We start from the raw sequence: 26,201 nt of genomic DNA, 5'->3' as shown, positions 1-26,201 counted from the left end.
CAGGGGATTGCGGGACGCGCCCGTCCACCAGACCGAGCCGCGCCATCAGCCATATCAACTTGGGCGAAGATCGCGCGTCCATCACGGACGGACCGCTGCCATACAGCGCTGATGCTGGCCACTCGACGTCAAGGCCCGTACCAGTCACGGAGGCGTCCGGTCCAGGAGGACGAACCGTTCAGGCGGGCACCCATCGACAGCCGCGAGGGGAAGCTGGACAGGTTCACCTGCACCACGCTGGTTCCGCGTCCGCGCAACTCAGCGGCAACCCGTTCGGCGACCTTGTCGCCGTCGCGCGCCAGCATCAGCACCGTCATGGTCGGTCCTTCCCCTTGTCCTCGGGGTGCTGGCCGTCGCCCTGGCCACCAGTGGTGTAGCCGGACGTGCCCATGTCGTGCTTGCCCGCGCGCGGCTGCACCAGGAACCGCAGTCCCCAGGGCGCGGCCTCGGTTGCAGGCGTCGATCTCGGACGCGAGGTCCAGGCCCGGGTCCACGGGGGGGAGATGTCCCCGACTTGGAACACCAGCCCGCGCGACTCACCGTCCGGCGAGTGCGTCACCGGGTTGAGCAGGTCAACCTGCTCGATCGTCTGCGTGCTCCTTGACCTCCCCTTCTGGCGGCACTCCGGCCGCCGGTTGTTGGCATCGCCAGACGCGAACGCCTTCGGTGTGGACGGCCGCAACCACCTTGGGCCGGGCCGGTACAAGCCACGGCCCCGGGGCATCGTGTCCCGGGGGTTCGTCCTCCTCAGGGGGCTCTGGAGGAGCTTGACCTTCTGCCTCGGGGCCGTGGGGTTCATGGGGCGGCGGACCGGTCGGCGGCCTGCTCCGCCAGCCGGCATTGGTGCGCGGCAGGAGTTCGATGCTGCGCTGCTCGGCGCGCCGGATGGCGATGGAAAGCGACTGTGTGTCCGGGGCGGTCACCACCAGCGATTGACGGCTCCACAACGCCCAGGCGGTGAACTCCCGGTTGTACGCGCCCCAAACCACGGCCCAGCGGGGGTGGTTCCCCTCGGCCCACCGAGCGAGTGCCGTGCCGTCCGCCATGGCCCTACCTCAGTGTGAGCATGCGTGCGGACGGAACTGCGGCCGCTTCGGCAATGGAGTAACGCGCACACACCCATTTCCCACGCGGCTCGGTCGGCTCCACCCAGCACTTCTCAGACATGGCTGCGACGATCGGCAACCCTCGTCCGCCCGTCTCGGCGTCATGGCCAGGGTCAAGCGCCTCAGCGTCCGGAGTCGCGTCGCCGGTCGTCGCCCCCAGTTCGCGTTTGCGCACCGGCCTGGCGTCGGAGGAATCCCACACCGCCAGCAACACCGCCCCGGTCTCGCGCGTGAGGCGCACGCGGATCTCGCGCTCCGACGCGTATAGGGCCGCGTTCGTGACCAGCTCGCTCGCGATCAGCATCACATCGTCACTGATCCCGGACAGCCCCCACCCGGCAAGCCGGAGCCTCACTAGCGTGCGCACCCGCCCTGGAGCCTTCGGCGTCGCGCGAAACGTCACGTCCGGTGCCTTGGCAACGGCGCCCGCGCCGCCATCCATCACGACCACCGCGCGATCTGCTTCAGCACGAGCACCGTCCGCTCCGCCGACACCGCCTCGGCCCCGACCTCGCCGAGCACATGCCCGCGCTCCCCGCCCCACCGGTACCGCCGCCCGTCGCACGCGATCACCTGCTCACAACGCGCCCCCAGCGAAACGACCAGCGTCCCGCCGTACACCTCCGCCCGGCATCCCCGCTGCGAGAGCTGCACCGCCAACTCCTCCAGCGACTTGCCCTTAACATCTCCCACGAGTCCGACCTCCATCGTCGGGCTAAGGCCCCGGGAGCGGCGTTGCAGCGCCGTCCGGGGCCGCTCTTCTCTGCTTCTTGAGACGGAGGACTGCACCTGTGTCCGTTGACGGCCCACACGCTCGGAGAAGGCTGGCAAGCTGGTGAGTCCTTCCACGTGATCGAGTGAACCGGGCTCGTGGCCGCGAGGGGAGATGACATCTGGTGACATTGGAACGGACATGCCGCAGGCCGTGACGATCACCGGCACGCGCTCGACGGGGCACCGCGCCCTCGCCGAGTACCTGGCGATGTTCGAGGAATATGTCGGCCCGTTCGCGCTGTCCGGCGTCCGCTTCCACCTCGGCGGGGCATCCGGCATCGACTCGCTTGCTCTGCTCTGGTTGGCCGATGAGACCGAGGCGGAACTCGTGGTCGCCGTCCCGGCCAAGCTCGCAGATCAGCCGGCCGACGCCCGTGATGCGATCGCGGCCGTCCGGGAATCGGGTCGTCTTGCCGGGCTGCTCGAACTCGGCGGGCCACTCCAGCGGGAGGGCTACTTCGCCCGCAACCGCTGGATGGTCGACCGCAGTGGCTTTGTCATCGGCTTCCCGCGCCGGGGCACAAATGCCAGCGGTACCTGGTACACGCTCGACTATGCGGCAAACCGTGACAAACCGCGATTGGTAATGCCGGTGTAAGTTCGCGGTGATGTACTGGAAGAATGGACGGGCAGCGGAAAGCCGGGGCGGGTTCCCTGCGCAGGCTGCGCACCGCGAGGGGTTGGTCGTGGACCGAATTGGCCACGCAACTGCGTTTGCATGCCCGGACGCTTCACATCACGCGCATCGGCGCGGCGCAGCTGAGTAGCATCCGGCGTACGATCGGCCGCTGGGAGTCGGGTACCAGTGTCCCGGACGAGCAGTACCAGCTGCTCCTCGCGCACACTTACGCCCGGACGTCCACCGGATCGGTGGCCCTCGGGCCGGGGTCGGACTTCCGGGAACTGCTGGACTCACTCGCGTTGATGGGGGTGCTCCCCGAGCGGCTCGACGAGGTCGCGGGTACGGTCAGCGCCGCTGTCACAGACACGGGCACGCACTTGCTGGCCTTCCTCAGCGCGCCGGTGCGTGACGAGTTGACCGGTGTGCTTGCCCGGCCGGAGTCCATGAGCCTCTCCCTACTAAATGCACTGGCTGAATCGAGCCGGGCAGTAGACCGGCGGATCGGCACAGTTCCGTTCGTGCGCCTGTATCTGGCCCAGGCGGCCGCCGTTGAGGCATGCCGGCGGCTGCTACTCGCTGAGCATCCTGCGCAGTTCAACTCCCGGCTGCGGTCTGTCGCCGCACGTGCCTTCGCGTTGGCCGCCCGTCTGGCATTCGAGACGCATGACGATGTGGCTGCGCTGAACCTGTATGACCAGGCGGTCGAGGTCCAGAGCGAGTCAAATCTTTCGGAGCGGGCCCTGATCCGCTCCAGCCAGACGATGGTCGTCTACTACTCCACCGGTGATATCGGACGCGCCCACCGCATCGCCGACTCCGCCGTGCAGGACGCGCGCCGTGGCGAAAGCCTTCTCATGCGCGCGCGAGCGCACGCGCTGCAGGCCGAGATGGCCGTGCGCGGCGAGCCTGTGCGACGACGCGATGCCGAGTTGGCCCTGCATCTGGCCTGGCGCGACCTGGACGGCGACACGGCCGACGACCCGATGGCGGCTTCCTTCAGTAAGGGCCGACTGCGTGGCTTCGAGGGTGTCTGCGGGATCTTCCTGGGTGAGGCGGAGGACGCCGAACGTCGGCTGGCCGAGTCAGCCGAGACTCTCAGGAAGTCACGTGACAGCGTCCAACGTGCGATCGTCCTGACTGACCGTGCGGTTGCACGGCTGCGCACGTCCGGCGCGGGTGCTCCCCAGTCTGCGGTCGAACTGTTGCACGAGTGCGTTGATCTCATAGCGGCGACCCGGGGCCGGGTGGCGGCTCAGCGGTTGCGGCGTGCGCGCCTGGAGTTGCGTGCGTGGCGGCGAGAGCCCTTCGTGGCGGATCTCGATGATCACATCCATACCGCACTGGTCGGCATCTAAGCCAGTGACCCCCCGTTCCGTCACGTCCCGAAGACGACTCCGTCGTCTCTTATTGATCCATGTCAGGTGGTCAGCCGATGGGAGACCGATGGATGAGGGCGACCGGCACTCGGTGAGCGTGGCGGGCGTCATCTTGGACGACGTCGGCCGTGCTCTGCTGATTCAGCGCCCCGATAACGGCCACTGGGAAGCTCCGGGTGGCGTCCTGGAGCTCGATGAGGACATCCGGGCGGGACTCAAGCGGGAAGTGCTCGAGGAGACCGGGCTTCATGTTCAAGTGGATGACCTGACAGGTGTCTATAAGAATATGAAACGCGGGATTATTGCACTCGTCTTTCGTTGTCGAATCGTCGGTGGGAGTGCCCGAGAGACCAGCGAAGCTCAAGATCTCCGGTGGATGGGATCCGAAGAGGTCGGGTCCTTGGCCACCGAAGCCTTCGCTGTTCGTGTATTGGACGCGATGGCGCATCGGTCGACCCCACCCGCCGTACGTCATCATGACGGCACGCACCTGATCGACGGATCACCCGGCCAATGAACTCCTTGCCACCGAGAGGTGTGAGCACCCATGACAGGAGCCAAGCAGGACGTCCGCTAGTGTCGCGGCGTGGCCATGGAAGATCGGCTTGACATCGTCGACGGCCTGCTCGTCCTTCCTTTTCCGGCTGAAGACACAGTGGAGGGTGACCGCTCCAGCGGACCGGGTTACCACTTGTGCGCCCTGCAGGCCAGTCGGGACTTCTGGGACGACGACGGCGCGGAGGTCATCGAGGCGGCCGCGGAGGAGATCGACACCGCCCTCCAGGCATTGGTGGCCGCATTGACGGCCCGCTGGGGCGGGCCGGAGCCGATCGATCTGGGCCCCTATCTGTGGGGTGAGAGTGAAGTTCCGGAGCCGGTCAACCGGCTATGTCAGCTCAGCGGCGAGATGCTTGTTTGGCGTCGACCGGACGCCGGCCGATGGGTTGCGCTGTGCGTTGGACAAGGCGACCGGGAGTTCCCCATCGAGCTGCTCGCAGCGGTCGGCGAGACTCCGGTCCCGTGATGGACGCGCGATCTTCGCGCCAAGCTGATATGGCTGATGGCGCGGCTCGCTCTGGTGGACGGGCGCGTCCCGTCCCCGACTCGGAACACAAGCCCGCGCGACTCACCGTCCGGCGAGTGCGTCACCGGGTTGAGCAGGTCAAGCTGCTCGATCGTCTGCGTGCTCATCGACTTCCAGGTCAGTTTCGCTTGGGGCGGAGTGCGCTGGGGCCTGTGCGGATCACTGAGTTGAGGGTGCGCCACCAGGGGCGTGCGGGGTCGGGGTCGAGGCCTGCCGCGATGCGGTGGAGCTGGTCGGCGTGCCAGAGCAGGTTCAGTGCGCTGTCCACGGACCGGAGGTCGATGAGGCGTCCGATCAGGCCGCGGGCGCCGACCCGGATGGTCGGGGCGTGCAGCTGTTGCTGGCCGCGTTCGAGGAGGGCTCTGGGGGCGTCGGGGGTGATGCAGGCGGGCCGTCCGATGCCGATGATGTCGCAGTCGTGGTCGGCGAGGGCCTGCTCCATCGCGGTACGGCTGCGAAAGCCGCCGGTGACGGCGATCGGCACCTGGCCGGCGATCTCGCGGACGGTCCGGGCGTAGTCCAGGAAGTAGGCCTCGCGTGCGCGGGTGGACTCGGCCAGCACGCCCATCATGGCCGGGGCCTCGTAGGAACCGCCGCTGACTTCGATGAGGTCGATACCCTCACTGATCAGGGTGCCGACGACCTCGCGGGACTCCTCTTCGCTGAATCCGCCGCGCTGGAAGTCGGCGGAGTTGAGCTTGATGCCGACGGAGAAGCCGGGGCCGGTGCTCGCGCGGATGGCGCGCACGACCTCGACCACGAAGGCGCGTCGGCGTTCGGGATCGCCGCCCCAGGCGTCGTCGCGCCGGTTGGTCCTGGGGGACAGGAACTGGGTGACGAGGTAGCCGTGGGCTCCGTGGATCTGCACCCCGTCGAATCCGGCGGCCTGGACGACGGCTGCGGCGGTGGCGAACCGCGTGATGATCTCGCGGATCTCCAGGTCGGTGAGGGCGCGGGGCTTGGCGGCGCCGGGAACGCGGGCGGTGATCGCGCTGGGCGCGACCGGGCGGTGCCGTCCGGTCCGCTGGTTGGCCTGGCGGCCCGGGTGGTTGAGCTGGACCCAGATCGGCCCGCCGTGTTCGTGGTAGCTCCCGGCCCACCGGGTCAGTGCGACCAGGTGGCGGTCGTCCTCGACGATGACCTGGCCGGGCTCGCTCATGTGCCGCCGGTCGATCATGACGTTCCCCGTAATGAGCAGGCCGTATCCGCCGTCGCCCCATCTGCGGTAGAGGTTGGCGAGGCGGGTGCCGGGGGCGCCGCCGGGCTCGGCCAGGCCTTCGCTCAACGCCGACTTCAGCAGCCGGTTGGGCAGGGTCAGACCCGAGCGCAAAGCCAGGGAAGTGCCCAGGCTGCCGCCGCCGGTCGGGGCGAAAGTCATGGTTTTCTCCTTGCGGCCGATGCCGCTGCGTCGGCGGGTCGGGGAGTCTCGGCCGCGCCTGTCCGGAGGTCTGGCCATCGTTGCCGCGCCTCGTGTCGTGGCCCGGCTCCGCGGCATAGATTCCTAGCCGACATCGCTTGACACCGTCAAGCCATGCTTGTCACTGTCAAGCGACAGGCATGGCTTGTCGCACGGTCAAGTCGGACGATCCGCGAAAGGTTGTCGATGAAGATCCTCGAGCAGGGCGCCATCCCGGCCGTGGTCGCGCTGGCGGCCTTTGCCACGCCGACGCTCGCCGCATCCGCGTCGGTCTCGCCGCCCGATCACTACAGCACATCCGAGGGCAGCGGCAGTTTCACCGGGGACTCCAGGGTCGGACCATCCACCTGCACCCTGTCGAAGCTGACCGCGAAGGCACATCGCACGAGGCATGGAGCGCAAGTGCAGGTCCGAGGGTTCGACGCCTCCTGCGTCGGCGTCATCACGGCAGCGAGATACGACGAGCCGATCCACTTCCAGATCAAGAAGGGCGCGGTGACCGGCAGGATCTCGATCGTGATCACGAATGCCCTCGGCGGGGAGTGCCGTTACCGGGGGCCGGTGACCGGGTCGATCGCCAACGGCGCCGACACGCTGTCGGCGACGGGCACCGTGACCTTGAGAGAGACCTTGAAGGCCCCGTGCGCACCGGATTCGGAGTCGACTCTGAAGGTCACCTTCCCGGGTGCCGGCTTCAACTGGTGATCCAACCGGCTCAGGCCCGGTGGACGCGAGAGGGCGCCGCTCCCAGGAGTGCCGCCCCGCCGTCACGACTCGTCAGTCGGCCGCCTCGGCGGCGAGAGCGTTGTTGAGCGTCTCGGTCACCAACCGGGCCGCGGCCTCGACGCCGCCGAGGCCGGGAAAGAAGGTGTCCAGGATGCCGTCGCGCCAGAGCATCACGGCACCGTGAACGGTCGACCAGCATGTCAGCGCCAGCGCGGTCGCCGAGTGGTCCCTGCCCCAGCCCGTCGCCCGGGCGTCGTTGATCTCGTCGAGGAGGATCCGGAACGCGCTCGCGCGCGCCTCGGCGAGATCCGGATCGTCGGCGTTGAGCAACTCGGGCCGGTACATCACCACGAACAGCGCGGGGTGCTGCTTGGCGAAGACCATGTAGCCGATGCCGAGCGTGGCGACACGCTCGGCGGGCGTCGCATCGTCGGGAATCCGCCGGCGCGCCGCGCGCATCCGCCTCGCCAGCGTGCGGAAGCCCTTCGCGGCCAGCGCCGTGAACAGCCCGCGGCGGTCGCCGAAGTGATGTCCGGGCGCCTGGTGCGAGACGCCGACTCGCCGGGCGATCGCCCGCATGCCGACCGGACCGATGCCGTGCTCGTCGATCGCCTGCTCGGCGGCGCGCAGGAGCGCCTCCCGCAAATCCGTCCTGGACGTGGTCGATGATGACGGCATAGCGCCTGATTGTCTCGCTGTCGACCGCCGCCAGCAACTGCCTGTCAACGGTCAGTAGTAGCTTCCATGGCCGCTGCCAAACTACCCCGTCGGACTCGGCTACCAGCACCGTTGGGGCCTCCGCCGGTGGTGGGGGTTGTTCGGGTGTCTATGCCGAGGGTTAGTTCGGCGGCGTAGCCGCTGTTGGCACTGCCCGTCACGGTGGCCATCTGGCTGGTGGCGCCGTCGTCGCTGAAGACCATGTCATTGTCGAGTGTGACCTGGGCCAGAGTCTTGATGGACTGCTCGTAGCCTGGCTGCGCGTAGACCTTGTCGCAGACGTCCTTCGGAAATGCCAGCTGCGAGGTGGCGATGGCGTTGGCGGAGTCGGTGATGGCGGCCTTGTCGGGGTAGACCTCGAAGTGGACGTGCGGCCAGCGTCCGGTGTAGCAGGCGGGGAAGATGCTGGTGAACTTCACCGTCCCGGCAGCGTCGGCGATCTGTACGCCACGCAGGTAGTTCTCTTCCGTGGCGCCTTGGGAGTACAGGGAGTACCGCCCCTCCCGGTCGCAGTGCCAGACATAGACGGCCACGCCTTCGAAAGGTGCGCCGTTGGCGGCCAGGTTGGAGACGGTCAGTTCCAGCGTCATCGGCACGCCCTCGGCCGTCCCGCTCGCCTCACCGAAACTGGACCGGATGTCGCTGCGGATGATGCCGCTCTGCTCAAGAACGTCCGGCCCGTTGGAACCATCGCCCGGGTAAGGGCCTGCGGTCTCCTCCGGGATCTCCGCTGAGGACGTGCTGGCCGACGCCGTGGAGGAACCGGAGGATGGCTTGCCGCCATCGCCTGAGCACGCAGCCAGGCCCATGCTCGCGGCTCCCAGGCCGAGAAGCCCCAGCATCCGCCGTCGGCCGAGGAGGGTGCCGACGTCGAATCCAAGGCCCTGGTCGACCAGCTCTTCGTCGGGGCGGGCGAGGGGGCGTCGCTCGAACTCCGCCGCTGGTTCCCGGCTCCGACGCCGCTCGTTCATGCGATCCCCACCGTTGTCGGTCTCCACTGCAATTCCAGTATTCGTGCCTGTCCCCTCAGGTTTGTGGGTTCAGGTCTTGCAGGATGGCCTGGCCGGCTTTGCGGTGTTCGGTGGCTGTGGGCGGGTCTGTTTCGTGGAGGGCGGCGGCGATTCCTTCGTGGGCCAGGGCCTCGGCGAATCGGTAGCCCAGTTTCGGTGCCAGTTCCAGTGCTTGGCGGTGCAGGCGCAGGGCCTCTTCGCGGAGGCCGGCCAGGCGGCAGGTCTCGGCGTAGCCGTCGAGGAAGTGGATCTTCCAGTGTTCCTCGAACAGGTCGTCCAGCAGGGCGAACGCCTGGCGGTGACTGGCGAGTGCTTCTTCGTATCGGCCCATCTGGCGCAGTGCGACGCCCCGGCAGTTGAGGCACCATGCCTCGTTGTGCTTGTGCCCGTCCTCGCGGGCCGATGCGAGGGCCTGCTCCAGATGCTCCATCGCGTCGTCGGGCTTCTCGCGGGCGATGGCCACGCCGAGGGTGATCCGCGCCGTCAGCGTGGGGGGCCACGCGGGGTCGGTGTGGGGGATGGCCAGTGCCTTGCGGGCCAGCTGCGCCGCCTTCTCCCCGTCTCCCAGTTGCAGGAGCGCCCAGGCCTCGTAGGCGGTCGCGTGGGCCGTGCCCATCGGGCAGCCGGCGTCCGCGTACAGTTCGCCCGCCAGGCGGAAGAGGTCGAGGGGTTCTTCGACATGTCCCTCGTCCCATCTGAGGTATCCGCGGCGCATGGTCAGCTCGGCCTCGGACCTGGTGTTCCCCGACACCAGTGGTGCCGCCGCCTCGTACGCGGCGTCCGCCTCCGCCATCCGGCCCGCGTTGTAGCGGGCGAAGCCCAGGTCGCTGTGCGCCTCGGCCAGCTGCAGCGGATCGTCCAGGCGCTGCGCGGCGGCCAGTGAGTGCTCGAAGAGGACGTTGAGGTGGGTCGTGCCGCAGCGCCGGGCGAAGAAGGCCCGCATGAAACGCGGCAGCTCGCACACGTGCACGTCGGCTCCGGCGGAGGCCGCGGCCTCGAAGACGGCCATCAGGTTGGTGTACTCGGTGGTGAACCAGAGGAGCGCGGAATGCTTGCCGGTGAACTTCGGCAGTTCGGCCGGCGGCCGGCCCGCGGAGACCTCGCGGGCGGGGGACAGGTACGACGCCGCGGCGTCGGCGGCGGCCGCCGCGTGCACGTAGTAGTCGAGCACCCGGCCGAGCGCCTGATCCAGCTCCTGCTTTGACTCCTGCTCGGTGGCGGCCCGGCGGGCGTGCTGGCGCACCAGGTCGTGCAACCGGTAGCGGCCGGCCGCAGGCTGCTGGACGAGATGCGCGTCGAGCAGGTCCTCCAGCATCGCCCTGGCTCTGCGCAGTGACACGTCCGCCAATGCCGCCGCGACGTACTCGTCGAAGGTCGAGCCGGGCAGCAGGCCCAGGAGCCGGAAGAAGCGGCGCTGCGCCCAGTCGAGTTGCCGGACGGACATGGCGAACGCCGTGTCGAATTCGGTGGCGCCCTCCGCCATCCGCTCGACGAGGATCCCCACGGTCCAGCCCGGCCGGTGCCGCAGCCGCGCCGCGGCGAGCCGCAGGGCCAGCGGCAGATGGCCGCACAGCCGCAGGACCTCGGCGGCGGATTCGGGGTCGCGGGCCAGCCGGCCGTCGGATCCGCCCGGGTCGCCGCTGGCGCGGGCCAGCAGCTCGGCGCTTTCGTCCGGGGACAGCACGTCCAGCGACACCGGGGGCACTTCGTCCAGGCCCAGCAGGCGGTTGCGGCTGGTGATCAGGGCCACGGACGGGCCGGCGCCGGGAAGCAGCGGGCGGACCTGGTCGGCGTCGGCGGCGTTGTCGAGGACCACGACGGCACGCCGGTGGGCCAGTTCCGAACGCCAGCAGGCGGCCAGCGGCTCGATGCCGCCCTCCTGCGGGATCTTCTCCGATGGGACGTCGAGGGCGGCGAGCAAGGTCCGCAGCGCGGGGTCGGGATCGAGTGGTTCCCGTCCGGCGGTGAACCCGTGCAGGTCCACGTAGAGCTGGGCGTCCGGGTAGTCGGCGGCGAGCCGGTGTGCGGCGTGCACGGCCAGGCACGTCTTGCCGACGCCCGCCATGCCGTCGACGGCGACCACCCGGCTGCCGTCCACCGCGGCGAGCACGGCGGCGAGCTGGGCCTCGCGTCCGGTGAAGTCGGGCATGTCGCGCGGCAGATCGTTGCGGGGCGGGCGCGGCGCCCCGGCGGGCGGCGAGGGCGGCTGGACCTGGCGGCTGGTCTTCGGCGGCGCCGCCAGCGAGCTGGACGCCCGTACCCACAGGGGACGCAGCGGGCGGGGGTCGCGCTTGACGAGACGGCACAGCGCGATCACCGCGGACCAGGGCGGCACCGTCTGGCCGCCGAGGTAGCGCGACAGCGAGGAGGAGCTGAGGTCCGCGTCCCGCGCGAGGGCCCGGACGCCGCGCCCGGACAGCTCCTGGAGCAGCCGCAGCCGGGCCGCCAGTTCATCCCGTGGGTCGGCCGTTCCCGCTGACGGCTGTTGCACCACCATTCCGAGGCCCCCTGTCCCGTCCCGGTGAACGTTCCTCGGGACGAATCGCCGCTGCTCAGAGGCGTTTCAGGTGTCCCACGGCGTCCCATCGCCGTCGTCATCGTAAGCCCCACCGGCTCTGATGGAGACACGCCCCGAGGGCAGGGCGCCACCCGGAAGAAGAGGAACCCGCAATGCAGTCTCGTATGCAGAACCCCGCCGTCGTCCTGTCCGGCGCGATGCAGCCCATCCAGGAGATCTTCAAGGCCGTCCACTCCGGCGGCGTCGACGGGCAGACCCTGGAGCTGGTGCACCTGCGGGTCAGCCAGATCAACGGCTGCAGCGCCTGCGTCGACGCCGGCGTCAAGACGGCCCGTAAGTCCGGGGTGAGCGACGAGCGACTCGCCACGGTCGCCGCCTGGCGGGAGGCCCCGTACTTCACCGACGAGGAGCGTGCGGCGCTCACGCTGGCGGAGGCCGCCACCCGGCTGGCCGACCGGCCCGACGCGGTGAGCGACGAGGTCTGGGACGCCGCCGCCACCTACTACGACGAGAAGCAACTGGCCGCGATCGTCCTGATGATCGGCGTCACCAACCTGTTCAACCGGCTCAACGCCACCACCCGGCAGATCGCCGGCGCGTGGGGATAGAGCGAAGCCGCAGCGACTCCCAGACCGAGACCCAGACCCAGACCCGCAGAGACTCAACGACAGCAAGGAGACCCCACCATGAGCGAAACGCAGAAGACCGCAACCGCGTCAGGCAAGGCGTTCGACGGGTTCAGCGACGACGAACGAGCCGCGATGAAGGAGCACGCCCGGGAGTTGAAGGCGGCCGCGCGCCGGGGCAAGGCCAAGGCGGACGGGGAGCGTGACGTGCTCGCGAAGATCACCGAGATGGCGGACGCGGACCGCGCCATCGCCGAGCGGCTGCACGAGATCGTCAAGGCGTCGGCGCCGGATCTGGTGCCGAGGACCTGGTATGGGATGCCCGCCTACGCCAAGGACGGCAAGGTCCTCTGCTTCTTCCAGAGCGCGCAGAAGTTCAAGGCGAGGTACGCGACGCTGGGCTTCAACGACGTGGCGAGCCTCGACGACGGCGCCATGTGGCCGGCCGCCTTCGCCCTGACGGAGCTGACCGCCGAGAACGAGGCCCGGATCGCCGCACTCGTGAAGCGGGCGGCGAGCTGAGCACTCCCCTTGCCGCCGCTGAGCGAGCCCCGGATCCCATGGCGGGTCTGGGGCTCCTCCGCGCCCGGTCACCTGTCAGCGAAGACGGTGCCTTCCCGTTCGGGCCCTAACGGTCGGAATGCGTCCAGGGGAACGGGGCGAGGTCGGGCTCGACCCATCCCGTTCGGGCCTGGCGGCCGGCCAGTGTCGGGGAGCGGTAGAAGCGTGTGAGCAGGCGTTTGTCGAGCAGCGCGGGATGCCGTTCGGTGAAGGCGGCGAAGTCCGGGCGGTCGTGCTCGGCCGCGTGGTGGGCCACCGGTTCCACCCAGGCCCGGCTGACGGTGGCGTGGTACTTCTGGGGCGCCCCCGCGTAGCGGGCGGTGCGCTGGATGCCCTCGCTGACCAGGGCGATGGCCGCGGGCATGCCGACGCGGCGCACCGCCAGCCAGGTCAGGTGGACGTGCTGGCGGTGGCCGAAGCCGTCGGCGGACGACATCACCTCGGCCATCAGCTCATCGAAGACATCCGCGCTGAGGGCCGTCTCCCGTCCGGACTCGGTCATCTGGGCACCTCGGCGAGGGCGCGCAGGACGGTGTGGAAGCCGGCGACGGCCTCGGGGGGCAGGCCGTCCAGCGCGCGGGCTTCCACCGCGGCCAGCGTCCCCCGGATGGTTTCGGCGGTCGCGCGGCCGGAGGCGGTCAGCTCGATGAGCACGACCCGGCGGTCGCCCGGCCGGGTGCCGCGCGTGATGTGGCCGCGGCGTTCCAGCCGGTCCAGCACGCTGGTCAGCGTGGTCGGACGGGAGCCGGCCGCCGTGCCGAGCTCGGTGATGGTCCGGCCGCGGCCGTCGGCCAGGATGGCCAGCGCGTTGATCTCCGAAGCGGTCAGGTCGAGGTCGACCAGCTCGGCCATGAGGATCTGCAGAGTGGCGTGGGTGGCGCGCTGCAGCGCGAGCAGCGCCGACGTTGAAGTCACGAAATCAGAATATCCGAGATCGTAGTAATGCGCGCGTGAAAATCACCGGAATGTGGTCGGTACCGGTCGCTAGGGTGTGATCGCTTATGCGGATGATCGGGAGGGGCGTCGGTGGCGGATCGGGCATTTCAGGTGGATCTGCGCGGGGTGGTGGATCTGCTGAGCCGCCATCTGTACGCGAGCCCGCGGGTGTATCTGCGGGAGCTGCTGCAGAACGCGGTGGACGCGATCACCGCGCGGGGCGGGGGCGGCGGCCGGGTGGCGATCGAGACCGGTGGCGGGACGCTGCTGGTCCACGACGACGGCATCGGGCTCACCGCGGACGAGGTGCACACGCTGCTGGCGACGATCGGGCGGTCGTCCAAGCGCGACGAGCTGGGGTTCGCCCGGCACGACTTCCTCGGCCAGTTCGGGATCGGGCTGCTGTCGGCGTTCCTGGTCGCGGACGAGATCGAGGTGGTGACGCGGTCCGCCAGAGGCGGTGACGCCGTCCGGTGGACGGGACGCTCCGAGGGCAGCTACCGCGTCGAGCTGGCCGAAAGGGACGAGCCGGGGACGACGGTCACGCTGCGGGCGCGTCCGGGGGCGGCCGAGCTGCTGAGCCCGCCGGTCGTGGCGGACCTCGCCCGTACGTACGGGTCGCTGCTGCCGGTCGATCTCACGGTCGACGGCGTCCCGATCACGGGTGACGGGCCGCCGTGGCAGGCGTCCCACCGCGATCCGGCCGGGCGGCGGCGGGCGCTGGAGAAGTACTGCGAGGAGCTGTACGGGTTCGCGCCGTTCGACGTGGTCGATCTGGACGTGCCGGAGGCGGGCCTGACGGGCGTGGCGTTCATCCTGCCGCAGGCCGTTTCGCCGACCGCGCGTGCCTCCCATCGCGTCTACCTCAAGCGGATGCTGCTGGCCGAGAGCGTGGAGGGGCTCCTGCCCGAGTGGGCGTTCTTCGCGCGGTGCGTCGTCGACGCGGGGGAGCTGCGTCCGACCGCGAGCCGCGAGGCCCTCTACGAGGACGAGCTGCTCGACGCGACGCGGGAGGGGCTCGGGGACGTCCTGCGGCAGTGGCTGGTGCGGCTGTCGGAGACCGACCCGCCGCGGCTGCGCGGGTTCCTGCGGCTGCATCAGCTCGGCGTGAAGGCCATGGCGCTGCACGACGCCGACATGCTGCGGATCGTGGACCGCTGGCTCGACTACGAGACGTCCGCCGGGCCGATGACGCTGGCCGAGTTCCGCCGGCGGCACCCGGGCGGCCGGTTCACCGCGAGCGTGGACGAGTTCCGGCGGCTGTCGGCGGTCGCGGGGGCGCAGGGCGTCGGGCTCGTCAACGGCGGCTACGTCCACGACGCCGAGATCATCGAGCGGCTGCCCGAACTCGACCCCGACATCCGCCTCACCAGGCTGGACGCGGCGGAGCTGACCACGACGTTCGGTGTCCTCGACCCGGCGGCGGAACTGGCGCTGCGGCCGTTCCTGGCGGCGGCGCAGCGGGCGGTGGAGCGGCTCGGCTGCGAGGTGGTGATCCGCGACTTCGACCCGGCGTCGCTGCCCGCCCTGTACCTGACCAGCCGCGACGCGCAGTTCCGCGAGGAGCTCAGCCGGGCGCGGGACGAGGCCGACGCGCTGTGGGCCGACGTTCTGGGCGCGGTCGGCGCCACCGCCGGCGTCGAACGCCCGCAGCTGGTGCTGAACCACCGCAATCCGCTGGCCCGGCGCGTCACGTCCCTCGGCGAGGACGGGCCGGTCGAACTGGCCGTCCAGGCCCTGTACGGGCAGGCGCTGCTGCTCGGCCACCATCCGCTGCGGCCCGCCGACACGGCGGTCCTGAACCGTTCGTTCATCGGCCTGCTGGAGTGGGCCGTCCACGCCCCGGAGGCGCCCCAGTGAGCTTTGAAGACGTCGCCGCGCTGATGGCGCAGGCGGACGAGCTGCCCTACGGGGAGGCCCGCACCGTCCTGGTGGAGGACGCGCTGCGCCGCGCCGAGGCGGCCGGTGACGAGGTGCTGGCGTTCCGGGTGCGGGCCCGGCTGACCGACGCCTACCAGTACGGGGGCGAGCCCGCGAAGGCCCTCGCGACGTTCAGCCGGACGCTCGCGGAGCACGACCGCGACCCCGGCCGGTTCGACGAGCCGCGTGTGCTGCTGTGGCAGATGAAGGCGGTGGTGTCGTCCCTGACGCTGTTCCCCGAGATCCCTCTCGACCGCACCTACGCCCTGCTGGACGACATGGAGCGCCGCTACCTCGCGGGCGGGCACAGCCTCCAGGCCGTCTACCGCCGCCGTCACGTGGTCGCCCAGCATGTGGGCGACGGGGCGGCCGACGACTGGTATCTGAAGTGGCGCGCCGCCCAGCGGGACGAACTGTCGGACTGCGAGGGCTGTGACCCGACCGGCATGATCCGTCACCTCGCCCGGGTCGGACGCCACGAGGAGGCGTTCGAGATCGCCGCGCCCGTGCTGACGTCGCAGCTGTCGTGCAACGAGCAGCCGCAGTCCGTCCTGACCGCGATGCTGCCGGTGTATCTGCGCACGGGCCGCCCCGAGCAGGCCGCCGACGCGCATCGCCGCGCCTACCGGGTGCACCGGAGCAGGCTCGCCGATCTCGGCGACATCGCCGAGCACCTGGAGTTCTGCGCGATCACCGGCAACGAGGCGCGCGGCCTGGAGATCGTGCAGCGGCATCTCGGGTGGCTCGACCGGGCGCCGAGCCCGCACTCGGAGATGGAGTTCGCCGCCGCGTCGGCTCTGGTCCTCGACCGGGTCGCGGCTGCCGGGCACGGCGGTGCGACGGTCCGCCGTCCCGCGTCGGACGGCCGCCCGGCGGCGGACGTGCCGCTGCCCGAGCTGCGCGCCGAGCTGGCCGAGCGCGCGACGAGGCTGGCGGCCCGGTTCGACGAGCGGAACGGCACGTCCCGGCAGGGCGACAAGGTGCGCGCCACGCTGGCGGCGGAGCCGGTCGCGGACTTCGTGCCGCTGGCCGCCCACCACCGCCGCCCCGCCCCGGCGCCTGCCCCGGTACCCGTCCCGCAGGAGGACGTCACGTCGGTGGACGACCTCGACGCGCTCCTGGACATCGCCGACCGCCGCCGCACCCAGCGGGACGTGGACGCCACGCTCGCCGCCTGGAAGCGGTTCGACGTCCTCGCGGAGTCCGTCGAGCCGGGGCCGCTGCAGAAGGCCCGCCGGCTGGACGGCCGGGGCGTCGAACGGGCCCTCGACGGTGACGAGAAGGGAGCCGTCGAGTGCTGGGAGGAGGCGTCCCGGCTGTTCGGCGAACTGGGCGACGACACGCGCCGCCACCGTGTGCTCGGCCGCATGGGCGCGATGCACGCGCAGGTGGGCGACCCGCGCGGCCTGGAGGAGATGAACGCCGCCGTCGAGCATTTCGCGAGCCATCCCACCGAGGACGGCGACGCCACCGGATCGCTGCTGCGGCTCGCCGGCGCGCACGTGGACCAGGACCGCCCAGCCGACGCCCTCGCCGTGCTCGACCGGGTCGACCCGGACGACGCCCCCGACCGGGCGGGCGAAGTGTGGTTCGTGCGGGGCCAGTCGCTCCTGATGACCGGCGAGACCGATGACGGCGTCGCCGCGCTGCGCCGCTCCGTGGAGGCCGCTCGCGCGTCCGGGGGCGTGGCGGAGGCCGCCACGCCGATGCTGCTCCTCGCCCGCGTCCTGGCACGGCAGGAAGACGGCCCGGGCGAGGAGACGCTCGCCATGCTCGGCGAGGTGATCGCCGCGGTGCCCGCCGGGTCGCCGATGCGCGCCGCCGCGCACTCGGAGCGGGGTCTCGCGCTGCTCGCGGCCGACCGCCCGGCGGACGCCGTCGCCGACCTCGCCGAGGCCATCGCGGGCTGGACGGCCGAGGGCCTGCACGAGCAGGCCGTCCACCTGCGCGTGGACCTCGCCGCCGGCTACCTGTCCACGGGCCGGTTCCTGGAGGCCGCCGAGGTCGCCGAGGAGGCGCTGCCCGCCCTCGCCGGCCCGGACCACCCCGACGCGGAGCGGCGCTGCCGGCTGATCCTGGCGCACGCGCAGAAGGAACTCGGCGAGGAGGACGCCGCCGCGACGTTCGCGGCCCTCGCCGAGGACGCCGCGCAGGACGGCGAGCACGGCGCCGTCGCGCACTTCCTCGACGAGGCCGGGGAGGTCCTGACGGGCCTCGACAGGGACGCGCAGGCCGCCGAGCGGTTCGCCGCGGCGGCCGAGGCGTTCGAGAAGGCCGGTGACCCGTACGGCGTCGTCCGCGCCCGCCGCCGCGCCGCGATGTGCCTGCTGTGGTGCGGCGAGCACGACGAGGCCGTCCCCGCGATGGAGGCGGCCCGCGCGGCGCTCGCGAGCCTGCCGCCGGACAACGAGCCCGCCCGCATCTGGGAGACTGCGCTCGTGTCCTACGACCAGGCCCGCCTGCTGGCCCAGGTCGGGCGGCTGCCCGAGGCGGCGTCCCACGCGTCCGCCGCCGTGGACGGCTTCAGCACCCTGGACGAGACCGGCCCTGCCGAGGAGGCCGCCCGCCTCCGCGACGACATCACGTCCGCCCTGCAGGAGGACTAGGCGGGAGTGACGCGGCGTCCGCCCCCGGAGGGAACGGCTTCGAGGAACTCCGGGGGCGTCCAGCCCCGCTCGCCGTAGGCGGCGGCGACGGCGTCCCGCACCCGGTCCGCGCGGTCGGCGGGGGTCAGGACGATCACGGACCCGCCGAAGCCGCCGCCGACCATGCGCCCGCCGCGGGCGCCCGCCCGCAGGGCCGCGCCGACCGTCGTGTCGGCCTCGGGCCAGGACACCTCGAACTGGTCGCGCAGCGACAGGTGCGAGGCGTTCAGCATCGCGCCGAGTTCCGCGACGGCCTCGGCGCGCAGCAGCCCGACGGCGGCCTCGACACGGTGGTTCTCGGTGACGACGTGCTGGACGCGGCGGCGCAGCACCGGGTGGCGCAGCGACCCGAGGGCCCCGGCGAGGTCCTTGACGTCGCGCAGGGCGTCGACGCCGAGCAGCGCCGCGGCCTCCTCGCATTCGGCGCGCCGCCGCCCGTACTCGCCGCCCGTCAGGGCGTGGGACGCCCGCGTGTCGACGACCAGGAGGGTCAGGCCGGAGCCGGCGGGCGCGAACGGGACCTGCGACGACAGTCCGCTGCGGCAGTCGAGCATCAGCGCGTGCCCCGCCGTGCACAGCAGGGACGCCGACTGGTCCATCAACCCGCACGGCACGCCGACCTGCTCGTTCTCCGCGCGCTGCGCCAGCCGCGCCAGCGCGGGCCGGTCGATGTCGACGCCGTGCAGGTCGCAGAGCGCGAGGGCGGTGGCGCACTCCAATGCGGCGGACGAGGACAGCCCGGCGCCCTGCGGCAGGTCCGAGTCGATCAGCAGCGACGCGCCGCCCGTCCCGTGCTCGCGCAGCACCCGCGCCACACCCACCGGATACGCCGCCCATGCCTGGTCGGGCGGCCATCCCTCGGACACGACCGTCCCGCCGTCCACGGGCGCGGTGACCGCGGCGGCGGCCTGCCGCGACCGCACCTCGATCACGCCGTCGTCGCGTCGCGCCGCCGCCACCGACACGCCGAGCGACAGCGCGAACGGCAGCACGAAACCGTCGTTGTAGTCGGTGTGCTCGCCGATCAGGTTGACGCGGCCGGGCGCGTGCCAGACGCCCTCCGGCTCCCGCCCGAACACACCGGTGAACGCGTCGGCGAGCGCGTGCGGACCGGTCATCGGGACCGCAGGAACGTCCACGCGTCGTCGACCATGGTGCGCAGGTCCCGCTCGGGCTTCCAGCCCAGCTCCGACCGGATCTTCTCGGACGACGCGACCAGCACGGCCGGGTCGCCCGGACGGCGCGGCGCGATCTCGGTGGGGATCTCCCGCCCGGTCACCGCGCGGCACACCTCCACGACCTCCCGGACGGAACTGCCGGTGCCGCTGCCCAGGTTGAAGATCTGGTGGGTGCCCGGCGCGCAGGCGTCCAGCGCCAGCAGGTGGGCGCGGCCGAGGTCGACCACGTGGATGTAGTCGCGGACGCAGGTGCCGTCCGGCGTCGGGTAGTCGTCGCCGAACAGCCGCACGGACTCGCCGTCCCCCTGCGCGATCTTCAGCACGTTCGGGATCAGGTGGGTCTCCACGGTGTGCCGCTCGCCGAGCCGGCCGTAGGCGCCCGCGACGTTGAAGTACCGCAGCGAGACCCCGCCGAGGCCGTGCAGCCGCGCGTACTCGGCCAGCGCCGTGTCGATCGCCAGCTTGGACGCGCCGTAGGGGTTGGTCGGGCGGGTCGGGTCGGTCTCCGCGATCCCCGGCGATTCGGGATCCCCGTACGTCGCGGCCGTCGAGGAGAACACGATCCGCGCGACGCCCGCGACGCGCATCGCCTCCAGCAGCGCCAGCGACTCGCCGAGGTTCTTGTCCCAGTACAGGCCGGGCTTCTCCACCGACTCGCCGACGAGGGACTTGGCGGCGAAATGCAGGACGGCGTCGAACCCGGCGCCGCCCAGGACCTCCGCGGCCGTGTCCCGCAGTGTGCCGCGCACCAGCCGGGCGCCCTCCGGAACGGCGTCCTCATGCCCGGTGGACAGGTCGTCCAGGACGACGACCTCGTGCCCCGCCTCCAGGAGCAGAGCGGAGACGACGCTGCCGACGTAGCCGGCGCCTCCGGTGACGAGCAGCTTCACTGACGGACCTCCACAGACGAGACTCTTGGACGGCGGGGTCCGTCCAGGCTATCCGGAACCCCGAACGGGGAAGGCTGGACACATGGACCGGACGCCGTCCCGGACGCCCGTGGGGCACGCGCGCATCTTGGCCCGCCCCCTGGTCTGGCTGCTGTCGAGCTCGACCAACCTCGTCGTGCGGCTGTCGGGCGGTGACCCGGCCGCGCTCCGGGAGGAGTTGAGCGCCGAGCGGATGCGGGCGCTGGTGGCCGAGAACACCCATCTCACCGCGGAGGAGCGGGCCCTGATCGGGGAGGTGTTCGCGGCGGGGGAGCGTCCGCTGCGCGAGGTCCTGGTGCCGCGCACGGAGGTGGAGTTCCTGGACGCGGCGCTCCCGCTGACCGCCGCCGCGCGGATCGCCGCCCGCAGCCCCCACTCGCGGTACCCCGTCTGCCGCGACTCCCACGACGAGGTGATCGGCTTCGTGCACATCCGGGACCTGCTCGTCCCGGACCCGCCCGACGGCTCGGGCGGTCCGGACGGCCGGGACGGGGCGCCGCGGGACGTGCCGGTGGGGGATCTCGTCCGGCCGGTGAAGTTCCTGCCGTCCACGAAACGGGTGCTGCCCGTCCTGTCGGAGATGCGCCGCGAGGGCTGCCACCTGGCGATCGTCATGGACGAGTACGGCGGCGTCGCCGGAATCGTCACGCTGGAGGACCTCGTGGAGGAGCTCATCGGCGACATCCGCGACGAATATGATGTGCAGGACGCGCAGGCACGGCGCCTGCACGACGGCGTGGTCGAGGTGGACGGCCTGCTCAACCTGGACGACTTCGCCGACGAGACCGGCATCCGGCTGCCCGACGGGCCCTACGAGACGGTCGCCGGGCACATCATGGCGGCGCTGCGCCGCGTGCCCGCCGAAGGCGACTCGGTGGAGGTCGCGGGCCGCCGCCTCGCGGTGGCCCGGATGGACGGCCGGCGGGTGGCCCGCGTGCGCGTCATGCCGCGGGCGACGCCGCAGGCCGTCACGGCGCCGCCCGGCACCCCGCCCGCGACCCCGCGGGCGGCCATCGGCGACGCCGCCACCGGCCCGGCGAACGGCCAGGCGACCGGCCCCGCGACGGGCCGGGCCGCCGAGCCCGCGGCGGGCCGGGCCACCGGCCCCGCACAGGGCCGGGCCACCGGCGGCGGAGCCTCCGGCGACACCTGAGAGAATCGGTCCGTGCACATGTCCGAAGCGTCCAGCCCAGTGCCCAGCCCCGCGACGTCCGCCGGTGCCGCAGGCGCGGTCACCCCCCGCGTGCTGTCCGGCATCCAGCCCACCGCCGACTCGTTCCACCTCGGCAACTATCTGGGCGCGCTCCGGCAGTGGGTCACGATGCAGGACACCCACGACGCCTTCTACTGCGTGGTCGACCTGCACGCGATCACCATCGAGCATGACCCGGCGGTGCTGCGCCGCCGCACGAAGGTCGCCGTCGCGCAGCTCCTCGCGATGGGCCTCGACCCCGACCGCGCCACCGTGTTCGTGCAGAGCCACGTCCCCGAGCACGCCGAGCTGGCGTGGGTGCTGGGCTGCCTCACCGGGTTCGGCGAGGCGGGGCGGATGACCCAGTTCAAGGACAAGTCGTCCAAGCAGGGCACGAGCGGGACGACCGTCGGGCTGTTCACCTACCCGATCCTTCAGGCCGCCGACATCCTGCTCTACACGCCCGAGCCGGGAGAGGGGGAGCGGGCGCTGCGCGTGCCGGTCGGCGAGGACCAGCGGCAGCACCTAGAGCTGACCCGCACCCTGGCGCAGCGGTTCAACCACCGGTTCGGCGAGACGTTCGTCCCGCCCGAGGCGCACATCCCCGAGGGCGCAGCGAAGATCACCGACCTTCAGGAGCCGGAGGCGAAGATGAGCAAGTCCGCCTCCTCCCCGCAGGGGATCATCGACGTGCTGGAGGAGCCCGGCCCGATGCGCAAGAAGATCATGCGCGCGGTCACCGACACCGGCTCCGAGGTCGTCTACGACGAGGAGAAGAAGGCCGGCGTCACCAACCTGCTGCGCATCTACTCCGCGCTGGACGGGACGTCCGTCCCCGACCTGGAACGCCGGTACGAGGGCTCCGGCTACGGGCAGTTCAAGAAGGACCTCGCGCAGGTCGTCCTCGACACGTTCACGCCGATCAGGGAACGCACGCTCAAGCTGCTGGACGACGAGGCGCAGCTCGACCGGCTCCTCGCCCACGGCGCCGGACGCGCGTCCAAGGTCGCCACGCGGACGATGGAGATCGTCCGCGACCGGGTGGGATTCGTGGGACGTGGTCACTGACCGCTCGCACCACGACGACGCCGCGAAGGGCCCCGGGGAGGCGCCCTCCGCGAGCGGCGGCGGCGCGGCGGAGGGCGCCGGCGACGCCTCCGACAGTCCCGGCGTCTGTCGCGACGCCGACCGCGGGCCGGAAGCCCGCGCGATCGGCGTCGCGATCCCCATCCCCGACCCGCACGGCGCGCACCTGCAGGCCAAGCGCGAGTCCTTCGGCGACCCCCTCGCCACCGCGATCCCCACGCACATCACGCTGCTCCCGCCGACCGAGGTGGCCGATTCGGCGCTGGACGCCGTCGAGGAGCATCTGCGGGAGATCGCCCGCACCGAGCGGCCGTTCCGGATCAAGCTCCGCGGCAGCGGAACGTTCCGGCCGGTGTCCCCGGTCGTGTTCGTGGCGCTGGCCGAAGGAATCGGCGGCTGCGAGCGCGTCCAGGCGAGGGTTCTGTCGGGTCCGCTGGCCCGGCCGCTGCCGTTCCCGTACCACCCGCACGTCACCATCGCCCACCACCTCCCCGACGACGTCATGGACCGGGCCTTCAAGGAACTCGCCGGCTACGGCGCCGACTTCGACGTGTGGGGCTTCTCGCTCTACGAGCACGGCCTGGACGGAGTCTGGCGCCCGCAATGCGACTTCGTCTTCGGCGAAGGCGGCCCCGTCCCGCACACGACCCCCGCCGAAGGCGGCCCGGCCCCGCGCTGATCGCCCGCCACGGGCGGCGCCGGTTCGCGCTGATCGTCTGGTGAGGGCGGCGCCGGTTCGCGCTGATCGTCTGGTGAGGGCGGCGCCGGTTCGCGCTGGTCGCTCGGCGCGGGCGGTGCCGGTTCGCGCTGATCGTCTGGTGAGGGCGGCGCTGCCCTGCGGGGATGGTGGGCAACGCCGGGTTTAGCGATTGATTACCGTCCGCGGCATCGGGTGGGCCGGGGTGGGTAGGTTGCGTGCATGCGGCAGGCGTTCGACAGGGTTCAGCGGGGGAGCGAGTCCCTGTTCGGCCGGGGGAAGGACCTGCTGCGCGACGCCCGCGAACGCTGGCGGTGGTTCGACCACCACGTCCGGGCGCTGCGGCGGTATCAGGAGCGGCGCGGTGACCGGCTCGCCGCGGCCCTCACGTGCTACGCCTTCCTGTCGTTCTTCCCGCTGCTGGCGCTGGGGTACTCGCTGCTCGGCTACCTCGTCGGGGTCAGCGCGCAGGCGCGCGACTACTTCGTCCGGGCGGTCGACTCGCTGCTGCCCGGCCTGGCCGCCGAGATCCGGGTCGAGGAGATCGCCCAGTCCAAGACGGCCGTCGGGATCATCGGCCTGGCGGCCCTGCTGATCACCGGGCAGGGCTGGGTGCAGGTGCTGCGCGAGTCGCTCCGCGACATGTGGGGCAACGAGCCCGACGGCGGCGGCAACTTCTTCGTCGAACGGTTCTGGGACCTGGCCGTCCTGGCGTTCCTCGGCGTGGTCCTGATCTGCGGCATGGCGGTCTCGACGGTCACGACGGCCGCCACCAGCACCGTCCTCGGATGGTTCGGCCTGCAGGACGTGCCGGGCGCGGGCACCGGCCTGCGGATGCTGTCCCTCGCCTGCGCGATCATGTTCAACACCGTGATCTTCCTGGTGCTGTTCAGCCGCCTGTCGGGGACGCGGGCGCCGTGGCGGCGGATCATCCGCGGCGCGCTGTTCGGCGCCGTCGGGTTCGAGGCCCTCAAGCAGTTCGCGACGCTGCTGCTCGCGCGGGTGACGGAGAACCCGGTGTACGGGACGTTCGCCGTGCTGGTCGGGCTGATGGTGTGGATCAACATCGTGTCGCGGTTCACGCTGTTCGTCGCGGCGTGGACGGCGACCCGGCGGGTCGTCCTCACCGCCGACGCCGGCAACCCGGAGAACGTCGCGGACCGCGAGGAGGCCGAGGCGCTCCAGGAGCGGGCCGAGGCCGACGACGACCGCGAGCGGAAGGACGCGCCCGCGCGGGACGTGCCGGTTCAGGACCAGAAGGCGTCGTCGGCGTACTGATCCTCGGCCAGCGTGCGGATCTCGGTGATCTTGCCGTCCCGGATGCGGAACAGGTCCACCGAGCGGCCGTCCAGGACCCGGCCCGGACGTTCGGCGTAGGTCTGGACGAGGGCTGCGCCGTACTCGTCGTTGGCCATCACCGAGTAGGGCTCGGCGCGGAACGTCCCGCCGGACAGTTCGAACAGGCGGACGTAGAAGCCGAGGACCTCCTCGGGGGTGCGGTACTCGCCGCTCAGGGGCCCGCGGCCGGGGACGCGGTGGACGACGTCATCGGCGAGCAGCCCGCGGATGAAGGCCGCGTCGCCCTTGGCGAAGGCCGTGTAGCCGTCCTTCAGCAGCGTGACGTTCGGATGTTCGAGCGCGGGCGCACCGAGCGCAGAGACGTACATGTCGGACATGGCGCGCTCCCTCCTGCGACGCCGGTCCGCCGTCTCCTGCGGCGGCGAGGTCACCGGCGCCACCGCGAGCGTAAGCCCGCCGGCGCGGCCAGGCCAGTGCCCTCGGAGCGGGTGAGGGAACCTTTACCGGCCGCCGCGCAGCGACTTGTCGAACCGGCGGCGGCGCAGTACCGCGAACAGCACCGCGATGGCCAGCAGGGCGCCCACGGCGCCGCCGCCCACGAGCAGCCACCTGCGGGACGCGTCGTCGGAGGCGAGCGGGGCGTCCGGCAGCACGCCGCCGGAGCCGGCGTCCTTCTTGGCCTGCTTCGGGTTGCCGGGGGAGACGAGCACACCCACCGGCTGGACCTTGCCGTGGGCGGTGAAGCCCCAGTCCAGCAGCTCGGCCGCGTACGGGGACGGCGGCCGGTCGGCCCGCATCAGCGCGATCACGATCGTGCGCCCGCCGCGCCGCGCCTCGGCGACGAAGGTCTGCTTGGCGGCGATCGTGTAGCCGTTCTTGCCGCCGAGCATCCCGGTGTAGGCCTCCCGCTCGCCCGGCAGCATGTGGTTGTGGGTGTGGATCGGATATCCGCCGACCTTCTTGCCCTTCTTGCGCTCCTTCTTGGTCGGCGGCGCCGGGAACTTGTGGTCGATCGCCTGCATGTACGTCCGGTAGTCGGGGTTCTTCATCCCCTCGCGCAGGATGAGCGCCAGGTCGTACGCCGAGGTGTGCTGGGTGCGGACGTTCAGCCCGAGGTCGACGTCCAGCCCGTTCGCCGACCCCGCCAGGGTGTCGTGCGCGTTGATCCGCCTGGCCTCGGCGTTCATGTCGGCGACGGTCTTCTTCAGGCCGCCGTTCGCCTCGGCCAGCGCGACCGCCGCGTCGTTGGCCGACATCATCAGCAGCGCGTGGAACAGGTCGGAGATCTTGTAGCGCATCTTCGGGGTGAGCCCGACCTTGGTGCCCTCGACGTCGCACGCCTTCTGTGAGGGCCGCACGAGCCGGTTCGCGTCCAGCCTGGGGACGAGGGCCAGCGCGGTCAGCGTCTTGATCGTGCTCGCCGGGAGGTAGCGCCCGTGCGGGTCTTTGGCGGCCAGGACGTCGCCGGTCTCGGCGTCCGCGATGAGGTACGAGGACGCCTTGATCTTCGGCAGGTCGGGGACGCCCGGGGCCTTGTTGACGACGATGCCCCGGCCGGCGAGCTGCGGGCCGCCGATGGTCTCCGTCCCCGGTGCGCCGGACGGCGCGGTCTCCGGCGGGATCTGCGGCGCGGCCGTGGCCGGGGCCGCGACGAGGACGGGCGCCGCGGCGAGCGAGGCCGCGGCCAGGGGCACTGTGATCATCGTCAGGGCGCGGCGGGCGTCCGCCCGCCCTCGTCGCTCTGCTCGCAAGCTTCCGACGCTCCTCGTTCCCGCGGAAGCC

27 protein-coding genes are annotated in these 26,201 nt (G+C 71.6%); 13 read left to right on the top strand and 14 right to left on the bottom strand.

Features of this window, described 5'->3' with window-relative positions; all coding sequences use genetic code 11:
• Positions 1 to 128: 128 nt before the first annotated feature.
• The 4 genes from AB0C35_RS23125 to AB0C35_RS23110 all read right to left on the bottom strand — a co-directional run bounded on the left by AB0C35_RS23125 (position 129) and on the right by AB0C35_RS23110 (position 1,799).
• Positions 129 to 317, bottom strand: coding sequence for a hypothetical protein (locus AB0C35_RS23125; RefSeq protein WP_358459081.1), 189 nt, complete (start codon positions 315 to 317; stop codon positions 129 to 131).
• Positions 314 to 559 carry a hypothetical protein gene (locus AB0C35_RS23120; RefSeq protein WP_358459079.1) on the bottom strand — a complete coding sequence of 82 codons (246 nt, stop codon included), beginning with the start codon at positions 557 to 559 and terminating at the stop codon, positions 314 to 316. Before AB0C35_RS23120 ends, AB0C35_RS23125 begins: the two co-directional genes overlap by 4 nt.
• A 491-nt stretch (positions 560 to 1,050) precedes the next feature.
• A complete protein-coding gene (locus AB0C35_RS23115) occupies positions 1,051 to 1,548 on the bottom strand; it encodes an ATP-binding protein (RefSeq protein ID WP_358459174.1) in 498 nt (165 codons plus the stop codon).
• Positions 1,548 to 1,799, bottom strand: coding sequence for a hypothetical protein (locus AB0C35_RS23110; RefSeq protein WP_358459078.1), 252 nt, complete (start codon positions 1,797 to 1,799; stop codon positions 1,548 to 1,550). The genes AB0C35_RS23115 and AB0C35_RS23110 overlap by 1 nt, the downstream gene beginning before the upstream one ends.
• A 220-nt stretch (positions 1,800 to 2,019) precedes the next feature.
• Between AB0C35_RS23110 and AB0C35_RS23105 the strand changes: the two genes are divergently transcribed.
• From AB0C35_RS23105 to AB0C35_RS23090, 4 genes are all read left to right on the top strand, one after another.
• Positions 2,020 to 2,478: a hypothetical protein gene (locus tag AB0C35_RS23105; RefSeq protein WP_358459076.1), complete on the top strand. Its 459-nt coding sequence runs from the start codon at positions 2,020 to 2,022 to the stop codon at positions 2,476 to 2,478.
• A 23-nt stretch (positions 2,479 to 2,501) separates the two neighbouring features.
• Positions 2,502 to 3,857, top strand: a complete 1,356-nt coding sequence (locus tag AB0C35_RS23100) for a hypothetical protein (protein WP_358459074.1) — start codon at positions 2,502 to 2,504, stop codon at positions 3,855 to 3,857.
• Positions 3,858 to 3,945: 88 nt separating this feature from the next.
• Positions 3,946 to 4,395, top strand: coding sequence for an NUDIX domain-containing protein (locus AB0C35_RS23095; RefSeq protein WP_358459072.1), 450 nt, complete (start codon positions 3,946 to 3,948; stop codon positions 4,393 to 4,395).
• Positions 4,396 to 4,470: 75 nt separating this feature from the next.
• Positions 4,471 to 4,902 carry a hypothetical protein gene (locus AB0C35_RS23090; protein WP_358459172.1) on the top strand — a complete coding sequence of 144 codons (432 nt, stop codon included), beginning with the start codon at positions 4,471 to 4,473 and terminating at the stop codon, positions 4,900 to 4,902.
• A 178-nt stretch (positions 4,903 to 5,080) separates the two neighbouring features.
• On the opposite strand, the gene AB0C35_RS23085 is transcribed toward AB0C35_RS23090, so the two are convergent.
• Positions 5,081 to 6,340, bottom strand: coding sequence for an NADH:flavin oxidoreductase/NADH oxidase family protein (locus AB0C35_RS23085; RefSeq protein ID WP_358459070.1), 1,260 nt, complete (start codon positions 6,338 to 6,340; stop codon positions 5,081 to 5,083).
• 225 nt (positions 6,341 to 6,565) lie between these two features.
• Between AB0C35_RS23085 and AB0C35_RS23080 the strand changes: the two genes are divergently transcribed.
• Positions 6,566 to 7,084, top strand: coding sequence for a hypothetical protein (locus AB0C35_RS23080; protein ID WP_358459068.1), 519 nt, complete (start codon positions 6,566 to 6,568; stop codon positions 7,082 to 7,084).
• A 72-nt stretch (positions 7,085 to 7,156) separates the two neighbouring features.
• Here AB0C35_RS23080 and AB0C35_RS23075 read toward each other — a convergent pair whose 3' ends face one another.
• The 3 genes from AB0C35_RS23075 to AB0C35_RS23065 are packed head-to-tail and all read right to left on the bottom strand — an operon-like array spanning position 7,157 to position 11,329.
• Entirely contained in the window at positions 7,157 to 7,783 is a 627-nt protein-coding gene (locus tag AB0C35_RS23075; protein WP_358459066.1) for a TetR/AcrR family transcriptional regulator, read from the bottom strand.
• Positions 7,784 to 7,827: 44 nt separating this feature from the next.
• Entirely contained in the window at positions 7,828 to 8,820 is a 993-nt protein-coding gene (locus AB0C35_RS23070; RefSeq protein WP_358459064.1) for an intradiol ring-cleavage dioxygenase, read from the bottom strand.
• A 28-nt stretch (positions 8,821 to 8,848) separates the two neighbouring features.
• Complete coding sequence (locus AB0C35_RS23065) at positions 8,849 to 11,329, bottom strand: tetratricopeptide repeat protein (RefSeq protein WP_358459062.1); 2,481 nt, start codon at positions 11,327 to 11,329, stop codon at positions 8,849 to 8,851.
• Positions 11,330 to 11,502: 173 nt separating this feature from the next.
• On the opposite strand from AB0C35_RS23065, the gene AB0C35_RS23060 reads away from it, so the two are divergent.
• Complete coding sequence (locus tag AB0C35_RS23060; RefSeq protein ID WP_358459060.1) at positions 11,503 to 11,958, top strand: carboxymuconolactone decarboxylase family protein; 456 nt, start codon at positions 11,503 to 11,505, stop codon at positions 11,956 to 11,958.
• A gap of 78 nt (positions 11,959 to 12,036) precedes the next feature.
• The gene (locus AB0C35_RS23055) at positions 12,037 to 12,498 is read left to right on the top strand and encodes a DUF1801 domain-containing protein (RefSeq protein ID WP_358459058.1); all 462 of its coding nucleotides are present in this window, start codon (positions 12,037 to 12,039) and stop codon (positions 12,496 to 12,498) included.
• A 106-nt stretch (positions 12,499 to 12,604) separates the two neighbouring features.
• Here AB0C35_RS23055 and AB0C35_RS23050 read toward each other — a convergent pair whose 3' ends face one another.
• Entirely contained in the window at positions 12,605 to 13,039 is a 435-nt protein-coding gene (locus AB0C35_RS23050; RefSeq protein ID WP_358459056.1) for a hypothetical protein, read from the bottom strand.
• On the bottom strand, positions 13,036 to 13,452 hold the full coding sequence (locus AB0C35_RS23045) for a MarR family transcriptional regulator (RefSeq protein WP_358459054.1): 417 nt from the start codon (positions 13,450 to 13,452) through the stop codon (positions 13,036 to 13,038). Before AB0C35_RS23045 ends, AB0C35_RS23050 begins: the two co-directional genes overlap by 4 nt.
• A 111-nt stretch (positions 13,453 to 13,563) precedes the next feature.
• Here AB0C35_RS23045 and AB0C35_RS23040 point away from each other — a divergent pair, with 111 nt between their 5' ends.
• On the top strand, positions 13,564 to 15,333 hold the full coding sequence (locus AB0C35_RS23040) for an HSP90 family protein (protein ID WP_358459052.1): 1,770 nt from the start codon (positions 13,564 to 13,566) through the stop codon (positions 15,331 to 15,333).
• Entirely contained in the window at positions 15,330 to 17,999 is a 2,670-nt protein-coding gene (locus AB0C35_RS23035) for a hypothetical protein (RefSeq protein ID WP_358459051.1), read from the top strand. Before AB0C35_RS23040 ends, AB0C35_RS23035 begins: the two co-directional genes overlap by 4 nt.
• Here the strand turns inward: AB0C35_RS23035 and galK are convergent.
• Both galK and galE read right to left on the bottom strand, forming a co-directional pair.
• Positions 17,996 to 19,156, bottom strand: coding sequence for a galactokinase (gene galK, locus AB0C35_RS23030; protein ID WP_358459170.1), 1,161 nt, complete (start codon positions 19,154 to 19,156; stop codon positions 17,996 to 17,998). The genes AB0C35_RS23035 and galK overlap by 4 nt on opposite strands.
• Positions 19,153 to 20,106: a UDP-glucose 4-epimerase GalE gene (gene galE, locus AB0C35_RS23025; protein WP_358459049.1), complete on the bottom strand. Its 954-nt coding sequence runs from the start codon at positions 20,104 to 20,106 to the stop codon at positions 19,153 to 19,155. Before galE ends, galK begins: the two co-directional genes overlap by 4 nt.
• 82 nt (positions 20,107 to 20,188) lie before the next feature.
• Here galE and AB0C35_RS23020 point away from each other — a divergent pair, with 82 nt between their 5' ends.
• The 4 genes from AB0C35_RS23020 to AB0C35_RS23005 all read left to right on the top strand — a co-directional run bounded on the left by AB0C35_RS23020 (position 20,189) and on the right by AB0C35_RS23005 (position 24,398).
• The gene (locus AB0C35_RS23020) at positions 20,189 to 21,298 is read left to right on the top strand and encodes a hemolysin family protein (RefSeq protein WP_358459047.1); all 1,110 of its coding nucleotides are present in this window, start codon (positions 20,189 to 20,191) and stop codon (positions 21,296 to 21,298) included.
• A gap of 18 nt (positions 21,299 to 21,316) precedes the next feature.
• The gene (trpS, locus tag AB0C35_RS23015; protein WP_358459168.1) at positions 21,317 to 22,405 is read left to right on the top strand and encodes a tryptophan--tRNA ligase; all 1,089 of its coding nucleotides are present in this window, start codon (positions 21,317 to 21,319) and stop codon (positions 22,403 to 22,405) included.
• Entirely contained in the window at positions 22,395 to 23,102 is a 708-nt protein-coding gene (locus AB0C35_RS23010; protein WP_358459045.1) for a 2'-5' RNA ligase family protein, read from the top strand. Before trpS ends, AB0C35_RS23010 begins: the two co-directional genes overlap by 11 nt.
• Before the next feature lie 240 nt (positions 23,103 to 23,342).
• Positions 23,343 to 24,398 (top strand): YihY/virulence factor BrkB family protein, encoded by a 1,056-nt coding sequence (locus tag AB0C35_RS23005; protein WP_358459043.1) that lies wholly within the window; start codon positions 23,343 to 23,345, stop codon positions 24,396 to 24,398.
• Here AB0C35_RS23005 and AB0C35_RS23000 read toward each other — a convergent pair.
• Both AB0C35_RS23000 and AB0C35_RS22995 read right to left on the bottom strand, forming a co-directional pair.
• Complete coding sequence (locus tag AB0C35_RS23000; RefSeq protein WP_358459041.1) at positions 24,368 to 24,796, bottom strand: nuclear transport factor 2 family protein; 429 nt, start codon at positions 24,794 to 24,796, stop codon at positions 24,368 to 24,370. The two genes, AB0C35_RS23005 and AB0C35_RS23000, sit on opposite strands and share 31 nt — an antisense overlap.
• Positions 24,797 to 24,919: 123 nt before the next feature.
• Positions 24,920 to 26,170 carry a D-alanyl-D-alanine carboxypeptidase gene (locus AB0C35_RS22995; RefSeq protein ID WP_358459039.1) on the bottom strand — a complete coding sequence of 417 codons (1,251 nt, stop codon included), beginning with the start codon at positions 26,168 to 26,170 and terminating at the stop codon, positions 24,920 to 24,922.
• Positions 26,171 to 26,201 lie beyond the last annotated feature (31 nt).

Origin of the sequence: Spirillospora sp. NPDC048819 (assembly GCF_040650055.1) — a bacterium.
Lineage (GTDB): Bacteria > Actinomycetota > Actinomycetes > Streptosporangiales > Streptosporangiaceae > Spirillospora.
The sequence above is the reverse complement of the archived record's forward strand: the minus strand, read 5'-3'. Positions and strand labels throughout refer to the sequence as shown.

What these genes read in the sequence shown, in the direction of transcription:
- AB0C35_RS23065 (WP_358459062.1), bottom strand. Translation starts at nt 11,329, where the DNA reads ATGGTGGTGCAACAGCCGTCAGCGGGAACGGCCGACCCACGGGATGAA.
- AB0C35_RS23090 (WP_358459172.1), top strand. Translation starts at nt 4,471, where the DNA reads ATGGAAGATCGGCTTGACATCGTCGACGGCCTGCTCGTCCTTCCTTTT.
- AB0C35_RS23125 (WP_358459081.1), bottom strand. Translation starts at nt 317, where the DNA reads ATGACGGTGCTGATGCTGGCGCGCGACGGCGACAAGGTCGCCGAACGG.
- galK (WP_358459170.1), bottom strand. Translation starts at nt 19,156, where the DNA reads ATGACCGGTCCGCACGCGCTCGCCGACGCGTTCACCGGTGTGTTCGGG.
- trpS (WP_358459168.1), top strand. Translation starts at nt 21,317, where the DNA reads ATGTCCGAAGCGTCCAGCCCAGTGCCCAGCCCCGCGACGTCCGCCGGT.
- AB0C35_RS23095 (WP_358459072.1), top strand. Translation starts at nt 3,946, where the DNA reads ATGGATGAGGGCGACCGGCACTCGGTGAGCGTGGCGGGCGTCATCTTG.
- AB0C35_RS23085 (WP_358459070.1), bottom strand. Translation starts at nt 6,340, where the DNA reads ATGACTTTCGCCCCGACCGGCGGCGGCAGCCTGGGCACTTCCCTGGCT.
- AB0C35_RS23080 (WP_358459068.1), top strand. Translation starts at nt 6,566, where the DNA reads ATGAAGATCCTCGAGCAGGGCGCCATCCCGGCCGTGGTCGCGCTGGCG.
- AB0C35_RS23005 (WP_358459043.1), top strand. Translation starts at nt 23,343, where the DNA reads ATGCGGCAGGCGTTCGACAGGGTTCAGCGGGGGAGCGAGTCCCTGTTC.
- AB0C35_RS23060 (WP_358459060.1), top strand. Translation starts at nt 11,503, where the DNA reads ATGCAGTCTCGTATGCAGAACCCCGCCGTCGTCCTGTCCGGCGCGATG.
- AB0C35_RS23105 (WP_358459076.1), top strand. Translation starts at nt 2,020, where the DNA reads ATGCCGCAGGCCGTGACGATCACCGGCACGCGCTCGACGGGGCACCGC.
- AB0C35_RS23055 (WP_358459058.1), top strand. Translation starts at nt 12,037, where the DNA reads ATGAGCGAAACGCAGAAGACCGCAACCGCGTCAGGCAAGGCGTTCGAC.
- AB0C35_RS23115 (WP_358459174.1), bottom strand. Translation starts at nt 1,548, where the DNA reads ATGGATGGCGGCGCGGGCGCCGTTGCCAAGGCACCGGACGTGACGTTT.
- AB0C35_RS23020 (WP_358459047.1), top strand. Translation starts at nt 20,189, where the DNA reads ATGGACCGGACGCCGTCCCGGACGCCCGTGGGGCACGCGCGCATCTTG.
- AB0C35_RS23100 (WP_358459074.1), top strand. Translation starts at nt 2,502, where the DNA reads ATGGACGGGCAGCGGAAAGCCGGGGCGGGTTCCCTGCGCAGGCTGCGC.
- AB0C35_RS23050 (WP_358459056.1), bottom strand. Translation starts at nt 13,039, where the DNA reads ATGACCGAGTCCGGACGGGAGACGGCCCTCAGCGCGGATGTCTTCGAT.
- AB0C35_RS23000 (WP_358459041.1), bottom strand. Translation starts at nt 24,796, where the DNA reads ATGTCCGACATGTACGTCTCTGCGCTCGGTGCGCCCGCGCTCGAACAT.
- AB0C35_RS23075 (WP_358459066.1), bottom strand. Translation starts at nt 7,783, where the DNA reads ATGCCGTCATCATCGACCACGTCCAGGACGGATTTGCGGGAGGCGCTC.